Here is a 626-nt window from a genome sequence, read left to right on the forward strand (position 1 = left end):
TTGCAGAATACCGGCCAACATAATGGCAGCAAATAAGTACTGAACACCGTGGCTTGCAACAAGAGAGACCATTACTACAGCCATTGCGCCTGTAGCACCAGAGATCATGCCTGGGCGACCACCAAAGATTGAGGTGATAAGGCCAACGATGAATGCTGCGTACAGACCAACCATTGGGTCTACACCAGCAACGAATGCAAATGCTACGGCTTCAGGGACAAGTGCCAGGGCAACTGTCAAACCTGATAGCACGTCATTTTTAATAGAGTGCTTAGAAAATTGCGGGAATTCGAACATGTTTGTCTTTAAGTTCTCGTTGAGATGAGTTTATCCCGACACATATTCGTATTTGCATTAACCACTAAGTGATGAAACTACATTCAAGGTACTTAGTGTAAACCGTAGTAATAAAAGAGCAGCAGTAGAATGGTGTCGAAAACTTGAGTTGGCGAATGCTACCGAAAAGTGTGATTAAGTTCAAGAATGATACGGATAATGAACCACAAATGTGATCCGTCGTTGATATTAATATAACCAATTACGCTAGACCGAGAACAAACAAAAAAGGCCACCTTTCGGTGGCCTTTTGATTCTAGCTTTCAAGCTATCGCAATGATATTCAAACT

The 626-nt window shown here is 42.3% G+C and carries 1 protein-coding gene; it reads right to left on the minus strand.

The window, feature by feature from the left end:
- Positions 1 to 297 (minus strand): SulP family inorganic anion transporter (locus tag R7E78_RS27860; protein ID WP_318058852.1); only part of this gene is annotated, 297 nt, incomplete at its 3' end.
- Positions 298 to 626 lie beyond the last annotated feature (329 nt).

The organism is Vibrio sp. YT-19(2023), from assembly GCF_033337395.1.